Here is a 1,662-nt window from a genome sequence, read left to right as displayed (position 1 = left end):
CCGTCCGGGTCGGAGAAGAAGATCACCTTGCCGCCGCGGGCCATCACCTCCTGCACGTTCGACACCGTCTTGTCGAACACCGCGTCGCGCGGCGCCAGCACGATCACCGGCACCTTGTCGTCGATCAGCGCGATCGGCCCGTGCTTCATCTCGCCGGCGGCGTAGCCCTCGGCGTGGATGTAGCTGATCTCCTTCAGCTTCAAGGCGCCTTCCAGCGCCAGCGGGTAGGACAGGCCGCGGCCGAGATACAGCACGTCGCGCGCCAGCGCCACCTGGTGGGCCAGGTCGCGGATCGTGCCGTCGTGGTTCAAGACGTCGGCCAGGCGGCCCGGCACCTCGGTCAGGGCGGTCGACAGCGCCGCCTCCCGCGCCGCGTCGATGGCGCCGCGCGCCCGCGCCGCGGCCACGGCCAGGCAGGCCAGCACGGTCAGCTGGGTGGTGAAGGCCTTGGTCGAGGCGACGCCAATCTCCGGCCCCGCCAGGGTCTGGATCACCGCGTCGCTCGCGCGCGCGATCGAGCTGTCCGGCACGTTGACGATCGACAGGATGCGCTGGCCCTGCGACCGGGCGTAGCGCAAGGCCGCCAGCGTGTCCGCGGTCTCGCCCGACTGCGACACGAAGATCGCCAGGCCGCCCTCGGGCAGCGGCGCCTCGCGGTAGCGGAACTCCGAGGCGATGTCGATCTCGACCGGCAGCCGGGCCACGGTCTCGAACCAGTGCTTCGCCACCATGCCGGCATAGAAGGCGGTGCCGCAGGCGACGATGGTGGCGCGCGGCACATCGGCGAAGTCGAAGGGCAGCGCCGGCAGCACGATCGCCCGGGTCGCCGGGTCCAGCATGGTGCGCAGCGTGTCGCCCACCACCGCCGGCTGCTCGTAGATCTCCTTCAGCATGTGGTGACGGAAGTCGCCCTTGCCGATCAGCGCCCCGGTCTGGGCGATCGGCTTCACCGGCCGGGCCACCGACCGGTCCTCGGCGTCGTAGATCTCGACGCCGCTCCTGGCGATCACCGCCCGGTCGCCTTCGTCGAGATAGCAGATCCGGTCGGTCCAGGCCCCGATCGCCAGGGCGTCGGAGCCGACATACATCTCGCCGTCGCCGAAGCCGATGGCCAGCGGCGAGCCGCGCCGGGCGACCACCAAGAGGTCCTCCTCGCCGGTGAACAGGAAGGCCAGCGCGAACGCCCCCTCCAGCCGCTTCAAGGCCGCGGCGCTGGCCTCGCGCGGCGCCATCTGCCGGTCGAGGTAATGCGTCACCAGATGGGCGACGATCTCGGAATCGGTCTCGGTCGCACAGACGTGGCCCAGGCCCTCGAGCTCGCGCCGAAGCTCGCGGAAATTCTCGATGATGCCGTTGTGCACGATCGCGACCCGGCCGGTCGCATGCGGATGGGCGTTGGTCTCGCTCGGCCGGCCATGGGTGGCCCAGCGGGTGTGGCCGATGCCGATGGTGCCGTCGACCGGATCCTCGCCCAGCCGGGCCTCCAGATTGACCAGCTTGCCTTCCGCCCGGCGGCGCTCGATCCGCCCACCGACCAGGGTGGCGATGCCGGCCGAGTCATAACCGCGATACTCCAGGCGCTTCAGCGCCTCGACCAGGCGGGACGACACCGGCCGCCTCCCGACGATGCCGACGATGCCGCACATCAGCCCTTCTCCCGCT

1 protein-coding gene is annotated in these 1,662 nt (G+C 71.1%); it reads right to left on the bottom strand.

All coding sequences use genetic code 11. The features are described from left to right. The coding region (glmS, locus tag ACFW16_RS36105) for a glutamine--fructose-6-phosphate transaminase (isomerizing) (protein ID WP_380313930.1) at window positions 1-1,646 on the bottom strand (1,646 nt) is incomplete at its 3' end. Between the last annotated feature and the right edge of the window lie 16 nt (window positions 1,647-1,662).

Source organism: Inquilinus sp. NPDC058860, assembly GCF_042743185.1.
In the GTDB taxonomy this organism is placed as follows: domain Bacteria; phylum Pseudomonadota; class Alphaproteobacteria; order DSM-16000; family Inquilinaceae; genus Inquilinus.
The sequence above is the reverse complement of the archived record's forward strand: the minus strand, read 5'-3'. Positions and strand labels throughout refer to the sequence as shown.